Source organism: Kitasatospora putterlickiae (assembly GCF_039527695.1).
GTDB lineage: Bacteria > Actinomycetota > Actinomycetes > Streptomycetales > Streptomycetaceae > Kitasatospora > Kitasatospora putterlickiae.
Genome location: NZ_BAAAKJ010000278.1, coordinates 333 through 7114, shown reverse-complemented (window position 1 = coordinate 7114; position 6782 = coordinate 333). Strand labels below are relative to the sequence as shown.

The following is a 6782-nucleotide window of genomic DNA, read 5'->3' as shown; positions in this document are numbered from 1 at the left end:
GCTTTGCCTACCGGCCTTGACATGCAGGCCCCACGCCTAACTGAACGGCGTTGGGGCTAGATCAGGTCGACCAGGTCCGCGATCGACTTGACCACCCGGGTCGGCCGGTAGGGGAAGCGCTCGACGTCGGCGGCGGCGGTGAGGCCGGTGAGCACCAGGATCGTCTCCATGCCGGCCTCCATGCCAGCCACGATGTCGGTGTCCATCCGGTCGCCGATCATGACGGCGGTCTCCGAGTGGGCGCCGGCCGTGTTGAGCGCCTCGCGCATCATCAGCGGGTTGGGCTTGCCGACGAAGTACGGCTCGACGCCGGTCGCCTTGGTGATCAGCGCGGCGACCGAGCCGGTGGCCGGCAGCACGCCCTCGGTGGACGGGCCGGTCTCGTCCGGGTTGGTGCAGATGAAGCGGGCGCCCTGGTTGATCAGGCGGATCGCCTTGGTGAGCGCCTCGAAGCTGTAGGTCCGGGTCTCGCCGAGGACGACGTAGTCCGGGTTGTTGTCGGTCAGCACGTAGCCGGCCTGGTAGAGCGCGGTGGTCAGCCCCGCCTCGCCGATCACGTAGGCGGTGCCGCCGGGGCGCTGGCCCTTCAGGAACTTGGCGGTGGCCAGGGCCGAGGTCCAGATGCACTCCTCCGGCACTTCGAGGCCCATGCCGGCCAGCCGGGCGCTGAGGTCGCGCGGGGTGTAGATGGAGTTGTTGGTGAGGACCAGGAACGGCTTGCCGGACTCACGCAGCCGGCGCAGGAACTCCTCGGCGCCGGGAATGGGGGTGCCCTCGTGGATGAGGACCCCGTCCATGTCGGTCAGCCACGACTCTATGGGCTTGCGCTCTGCCACGTCGGTGTCTCCTCGGTCTTGCAACGGTACTGAACGATCTCGCACATCGCTCCGGACCGGACACCCTCGGCCGGCCGGGCGCCACTGGCTGCCCCAACGCGCACCAGCCTAGTCAGTCGCCCGTGGCACCGGCCCTCGGCCACCCTCCCCGCGCCCGGCACCACGGCACGGCCCGCCCCGGGCCCGTCACCGGCCGCTCACCGTGCGCTCAACGCCCGCTCACCGTGCGTTCGGTGCGGGCCTCGCGAGGCCCGCGGGGCCGCCCGACCCGTCGTCATGCCCTCCTCAAGGGCTCCTTAAGACGCCCCTAACCGCGGTCGCGCCCCTCGGCAGCACGGCCCGGCCCGGCTAGCGTGAGCGCCACGCCGCCGCGTCCCCCACCGCGGCGGCGGCACGATCCTCCCGGCCCACCCCTGTCGCGGCCCGGTGCCGCGGTGGCGTCGGAACCGGGGGTGCGCGGACTCCCCGTGGTTGAGTAGGTCGCATGACGACCTCCGCGCACCCCGCCCCGTCGGCCACCCCCTCCGGCAGCCGCCCGCCCTTCCGCGTCGGTCTGATCGGCTACGGCCTGGCCGGCTCCGCCTTCCACGCCCCGCTCATCGCCACCACCCCCGGACTCCGGCTGGACGCGGTGGTCACCGCCAACCCGGAGCGCCGGGAGCAGCTGCGGCGCGAGCACCCCGACGCCCGCGCCGTCGACACCCCCGAGCGGCTGCTCGCCGAGCCCGAGTCGCTCGACCTGGTCGTCATCGCCTCCCCCAACCGCACCCACGCGCCGCTCACCCGCGCCGCCCTGGCCGCGGGGCTGGCCACCGTGGTCGACAAGCCGCTGGCCGGGACCGCCGCCGAGGCGGCCGAGCTCTGCGCGCTCGCCGAATCCGGCGGCACCCTGCTCACCGTCTTCCAGAACCGGCGCTGGGACGGCGACTTCCTCACCGCCTCCCGGCTGGTCCGCGAGGGCGCGCTCGGCCGGGTGCACCGCTTCGAGTCCCGCTTCGAGCGCTTCCGGCCCAAGCCCAAGCCCGGCTGGCGCGAGCTCGCCGACCCCGCCGAGGTCGGCGGCACCCTCTACGACCTGGGCAGCCACCTCGTCGACCAGGCGCTCACGCTCTTCGGGCCGGTCGACACCGTCTACGCGGAGATCGACGTCCGGCGCGACGGCGCGGTGGTCGACGACGACGCCTTCGTCGCCCTCACCCACGCCGGCGGCACCCGCTCCCACCTGTGGACCAGCGCCCTCGCCCCGCTGGTCGGCCCGCACCTGCGGGTCCTCGGCGACACCGCCGGGTACGTCAAGTCCGGCATGGACCCGCAGGAGGCGGCGCTGCGCTCCGGCCTGCGCCCCGACGCCGCGGCCCCCTGGGGCGCCGAGGACCCGGCCCGCGACGGCGTGCTCGGCACCGACGGGTCGACGGTCACCGTGCCCACCAACCCGGGCGACTACCCCGCCTTCTACGCGGGCGTCGTCGCCGCCCTGGCCACCCCCGGCACCCCGCCCCCGGTCGACCCGCGCGACGCCGTCGCCACCCTCACCGTCCTGGAGGCCGCCCGCGCCTCCGCCGCCACGGGCACCACCGTCCGCCTCGGCTGACCCCTCACCCGGGACCACCGCTGAACTCCGCTGAACTCGGCCCGCCGCCCTGCCGCTCCGCTCCCCCGTTCGCCTACGCTGCACCCCGTGCAGACCTGGGGGGAGCGGTATCAGCAGGGCCTGACGGACAGTGCGGAGCGCGAGCGGCGGGCCCGGGCCGACGCGGCCGCCCTGCGACGCCGCGGCTGGGCCCGGGGCGAGAACGTCCAGTGGACCCCCCTCACGGTGACCACCCCGGACGGCCGCCTGGTGGGCCTGCGGGTGGTCCGGGTCGGCTCCGGCCCGCCCGCCGCCGACGTCGCCGGCAAGCCCGGGGCCCGCTCCGACCTCCTCGTCGGCGTCCTGGGACTCCTGGCCCTCCTGGCGGAGTTCGTCGCCGTCCTGATGCTTCTGGGCCTCGCCGTCCAGTGGCTGTTCGTCGAACTGACCGGCCGCCCGCGCTGGGCCGTCGTCGCCACCGCCGACGGCGTCCCCCTCACCGTCCAGCGCACCCGCCGCCGCGAGCAGGCCCTGATCGCCGCGGCCGCCCTCGCCGACCGCCTCGAACGGGAGGGCACCGCCGCCCTGTACCTCCCGGCACCGGCCATCGTCGGCAGCCGATGAGCGCGGCGCCCCGCACGATGGCCTGCAACGCCGCAGCCGGGCCCGGGGCGAGAACATCCCTTGCACGGGCCACGTCGAGGTGACCGGCCCGGACCGCACGGCCGTCCACCTCTCCGTCGTCCGCCTCTCCGGCCCAGCGGAAAGCGCCGCGGAGTCCGGGCCTCGACACCTCGGCCCTCGCCTCGGACACCTCCGGGCTCCGCTTCCCCCCGCTCGTCACCGGCCGCCGGCTGCCCGACGAGCCGGCCGACCATCCGCATCACGCCGTCCAGCGCACCCGCCGCCGCGAGCGGGCCCGACCGCCGCGGCAGCCCGCACCGACCCAGGGAGCATCCGATGACCGACGAGGTGGACGAGCGGCGCGCCGCCCGGGAGGAGCAGCGGCGGCGGGAGCGGGAGTGGACCGCCGAGTTCGAGCGGCGGGCGTCGGCGGCCGACGCGGCGCGGGCGGAACGCGCGCGGGCCGAGCGCACCGCTGCCCTGCGGGCGGCCTGGGCGGGCGGCGAGCGGGGTGGGAGCCACTCGTTCGCGGAGGTCACCGGCCCGGACGGCGGGGAGCCGGTGCGGATCGCCGTGGCCTGGCTCGGCCGGCACCGGGCCGTGGCCAGGGCCTTCCGCGACGGCCCGACGCACGGCCAGATCAGCGACCCGCTGGGCATCGCGATCGTCGCCGTCGCGGCCCTCGTGCTCGGGCTCGACCACGGTATCCGCCGACTGATCCTCCGCTTGTCCGACCGGCCGCGCTGGGCCGTCGTCGCCGCCGTGGGGCCGGACGGCAAGCCCGTTCTCGTGCACCACGACCGTGACGAGCGGCCCGTCGCCCTCGCCGCGGCGGCCCTGGCCGACCGGGTCGAGCGGGAGGGCCCGACGGCCCTCCGCCCGACGGGTGGCCGGCCGTGATCAGACGCCGATGACCTCGACGGCCGAGCCCAGCCCCTTGAAGTCGGAGACGTTGCGCGTGTACAGCGGCAGGCCGTGCGCGGAGGCGATCGCGGCGATCATCAGATCGATCCGGCGCGGGCGCGGCTGGCGCCCGGCGGCGATGGTCAGGGTCACCAGGGTGCCGTAGCGGGCGGCGGCGGCCGCGTCGAAGGGCAGCGGCTCGAAGTCCGCCATCGCCGCGCCCAGCACCTCCATCCGGGCCGCCCGGCTCACCGGGTCGCGGGCCATCGAGACGCCCTGCTGGAGTTCGGCGAAGGTGATCGCGGTCAGCTCCGGCACGGCCGGCAGGTCGGCCGGGCTGAGCAGGGCCAGGTCGATGTAGACGCAGGTGTCCAGCACCCCGGCCGGGCGCCGCCGGGAGGCCCGCCGCCGCTCAGCCACGCGGCCGCTCGAACGGGTCGCCGTCCTCGTCCCCGATCAGTTCCTCCGGGCCGAAGTAGTTCTCGGCCTCCTTGCGCATCTGCTGGTAGTCCACGCGCGGGAGCTTCACGTGCCGCGCCACCAGCTCCTCCGCCGTGAGCCGCCGCCGCCCCGCGACCGGCCGCAGCTCGGCGACCTCGACCCCGTTCCTGGTGATGTGGAAGGTCTCCCCCGCCTCCACGGCGTCCATCACCGCGGCGGAGTTGTTCCGGAACTCCCGCTGGGTAATCGTCTTCATCCTCCCAAGGTAGCCCCGTGTAGCACCTGCGGCTACACCCTCGCCGCCGGCAGACTCCCTGGACCGGGAACCGGGGCACGGGCCCGATCGTCTTCCTGCTCTGAAGACATGGCTCCGGAGCACGTGAGGAGGGCAGGGACGTGGCGGTGGTCGCGATGCTGCTCGGCGTGCTGCGGGTGCTGAGTGGTGGGGAGTGGCTCGCCGAGGGTGGCGGGTCGCTGACCTCGGTGGCGGCCGCGGCGGCCGTGGTGCTGGTGGCCGGGGCGGTCGCGGGGGCGCTGGTCGTCGCGCGGCTGCTGGGGGCGCGGGCGCCGGCGAACGTGCGGGACGGGATGCTGCGCAGGCGCGCGTTCCGGACGGCGTTCCTGCCGCAGCGCGATCCGGACGCCCGGGGCCGGCGGCGCCCGAGGGCGCCGGGAGCGGCCCCGGGGGCCGCGTAGCCCCGGCAAAGATCCGCAAGCGCGGCCGTCCTCCGTCGACCACTCGTATCCCGAGACCCCGGAGGGCTCGCTCCACCATGTCCGTTTTCGCTGTTCTCGACCCGGCCGTCGGCCTGGCCCACGACGTCGTCGCCGCGCTCGCGCACGTCGTCCCGACCGCGCTCGCGATCGTCCTGTTCACCGTCTGCGTCCGGCTGGCGCTGCATCCGCTGGCGCGGGCGGCGGCGCGCGGGGAGAAGTCGCGCGCCCGGCTGGCACCGCGGGTCGCCGAGCTGAACCGCAGGCACAAGGGCCGTCCGGAGAAGCTCCAGGCGGCGCTCGCCGAGCTGTACCGGGAGGAGAAGGCCTCGCCGTTCGCGGGGTGTCTGCCGATGCTGGTACAGATCCCGTTCTTCTCGGTGATGTACCGCCTCTTCACCACCCCGAACGACCTGCTCGGCCACACCCTGTTCGGCGCCCCGCTCGGCCTGCACGTGGGGCAGGCGCGGGGCGCGGGGCAGTGGGCGGTGTTCGCCGTGCTGTACGCCGGCCTGGCGGCGGTGGCGTACGTCGGCTTCCGGCGGGCCCGCCGCGCCCAGGCCGAGCAGGCGGCGAAGGCCGACGGCACTCCGCCGCAGCCGGGGCTGGCGGTCCTGCCGTACCTGTCCTTCGGCACGGTGCTGTTCGCCGCCCTGGTGCCGCTCGCGGCCGGGGTCTACCTGCTGACCACCACCGCCTGGTCCGCCGCCGAGCGGGCCTGGCTGTACCGGGACGGCGCGCCGGAGCCGGCGGGCGGCGTCGCGCTGGTGTGACGCCCGGGTCGGAGCGGGCGCCGGTCCTCCTCTAGCCTGTGTGATCGTTTGGGCCGGTCGGCCGGACGATCACACGGGTGAGATCCCACAGGCGAAGGGAAGGGTCGGACCATGACGGTCGCTGCTCCGGCGTTGGCCGAGTTGCGGGAGGTCTGCCAGCCGCAGGCGAAGCTGGCGAGCCGCAACGGGGAGCACTGGGCGGGGCGGCTCTACATGCGCGCCGTCTCGCTGCGCGTCACCCGGCAACTGGTGCGCACCTCGGTGTCGCCGAATACCCTGACCTGGGTGATGGTGGTCTGCGGGGTGGGCGCCGGAGGGGCGTTGCTGATCCCGGGGCTGCCGGGCGCGGTGCTCGCGGTGGTGCTGATGCAGGGCTTCCTGCTGTTCGACTGCGTGGACGGCGAGGTGGCCCGCTGGAAGAAGCAGTTCAGCATGGCCGGGGTGTACGTCGACCGGCTCGGCGCGTACCTGGCGGACGCGGCGCTGATGATCGGCGCGGGCGTCCGGGCGGCCCGGGGCGGCTCGGAGCTGTGGGTGTCGGTGGGCCTGGCGGCCGCGCTGGGCGTGGTGCTGCTGAAGGCGTCGACCGACCTGGTGGACGTGGCGCGGGCGCGCAGCGGGATGGCGCCGGCGGACGAGGAGTCGACGCAGCCGCGGTCGCAGGGCATCGCGACGGCGCGACGGCTGGCGTCGGTGTTCAAGATCCACCGGGTGACCAACGGGATCGAGGCCTCGCTGGTGCTGCTGGCGGCGGCGGTCGTGGACGCGGTGGTCGGCCACACCGACCCGACGCAGGTGACGGTCGCCGCGATCACCGTGATCACCTGGGGGATGGTGGTCGCGCACCTGGCGTCGATCCTGTCCTCCTCCCGCCTGCGCTGAGCGGGCGCCGGGCCTCCCCCTCCGACGGCGCGCCGACCT

General features: G+C 75.4%; 9 protein-coding genes. 6 read left to right on the top strand and 3 right to left on the bottom strand.

The features are described from left to right. Positions 1-56: 56 nt before the first annotated feature. Positions 57-836: an HAD-IIA family hydrolase gene (locus tag ABD308_RS27450; protein ID WP_344339906.1), complete on the bottom strand. Its 780-nt coding sequence runs from the start codon at positions 834-836 to the stop codon at positions 57-59. A 484-nt stretch (positions 837-1320) separates the two neighbouring features. On the opposite strand from ABD308_RS27450, the gene ABD308_RS27445 reads away from it, so the two are divergent. The 3 genes from ABD308_RS27445 (at position 1321) to ABD308_RS27435 (ending at position 3930) form a co-directional block, all read left to right on the top strand. Continuing rightward, a complete protein-coding gene (locus tag ABD308_RS27445) occupies positions 1321-2427 on the top strand; it encodes a Gfo/Idh/MocA family protein (RefSeq protein WP_344339902.1) in 1107 nt (368 codons plus the stop codon). 87 nt (positions 2428-2514) lie between these two features. Continuing rightward, entirely contained in the window at positions 2515-3030 is a 516-nt protein-coding gene (locus ABD308_RS27440) for a hypothetical protein (protein WP_344339899.1), read from the top strand. 336 nt (positions 3031-3366) lie between these two features. Further along, positions 3367-3930 (top strand): hypothetical protein, encoded by a 564-nt coding sequence (locus ABD308_RS27435; RefSeq protein ID WP_344339896.1) that lies wholly within the window; start codon positions 3367-3369, stop codon positions 3928-3930. On the opposite strand, the gene ABD308_RS27430 is transcribed toward ABD308_RS27435, so the two are convergent. Further along, on the bottom strand, positions 3931-4353 hold the full coding sequence (locus ABD308_RS27430) for a type II toxin-antitoxin system VapC family toxin (RefSeq protein WP_344339892.1): 423 nt from the start codon (positions 4351-4353) through the stop codon (positions 3931-3933). It lies immediately after the preceding gene. After that, complete coding sequence (locus ABD308_RS27425) at positions 4346-4630, bottom strand: type II toxin-antitoxin system Phd/YefM family antitoxin (protein WP_344339888.1); 285 nt, start codon at positions 4628-4630, stop codon at positions 4346-4348. The genes ABD308_RS27430 and ABD308_RS27425 overlap by 8 nt, the downstream gene beginning before the upstream one ends. A 140-nt stretch (positions 4631-4770) precedes the next feature. On the opposite strand from ABD308_RS27425, the gene ABD308_RS27420 reads away from it, so the two are divergent. The 3 genes from ABD308_RS27420 (at position 4771) to ABD308_RS27410 (ending at position 6743) form a co-directional block, all read left to right on the top strand. Beyond that, positions 4771-5070: a DUF6412 domain-containing protein gene (locus ABD308_RS27420; protein ID WP_344339884.1), complete on the top strand. Its 300-nt coding sequence runs from the start codon at positions 4771-4773 to the stop codon at positions 5068-5070. A 77-nt stretch (positions 5071-5147) separates the two neighbouring features. Beyond that, positions 5148-5861 (top strand): YidC/Oxa1 family membrane protein insertase, encoded by a 714-nt coding sequence (locus ABD308_RS27415; RefSeq protein ID WP_344339880.1) that lies wholly within the window; start codon positions 5148-5150, stop codon positions 5859-5861. A gap of 111 nt (positions 5862-5972) precedes the next feature. Then, the gene (locus tag ABD308_RS27410) at positions 5973-6743 is read left to right on the top strand and encodes a CDP-alcohol phosphatidyltransferase family protein (protein ID WP_344339876.1); all 771 of its coding nucleotides are present in this window, start codon (positions 5973-5975) and stop codon (positions 6741-6743) included. Positions 6744-6782 lie beyond the last annotated feature (39 nt).

Excerpts from the sequence above, each read along its gene's own strand:
- ABD308_RS27415 (WP_344339880.1), top strand. The coding sequence starts at position 5,148 with ATGTCCGTTTTCGCTGTTCTCGACCCGGCCGTCGGCCTGGCCCACGAC.
- ABD308_RS27425 (WP_344339888.1), bottom strand. The coding sequence starts at position 4,630 with ATGAAGACGATTACCCAGCGGGAGTTCCGGAACAACTCCGCCGCGGTG.
- ABD308_RS27410 (WP_344339876.1), top strand. The coding sequence starts at position 5,973 with ATGACGGTCGCTGCTCCGGCGTTGGCCGAGTTGCGGGAGGTCTGCCAG.
- ABD308_RS27435 (WP_344339896.1), top strand. The coding sequence starts at position 3,367 with ATGACCGACGAGGTGGACGAGCGGCGCGCCGCCCGGGAGGAGCAGCGG.
- ABD308_RS27445 (WP_344339902.1), top strand. The coding sequence starts at position 1,321 with ATGACGACCTCCGCGCACCCCGCCCCGTCGGCCACCCCCTCCGGCAGC.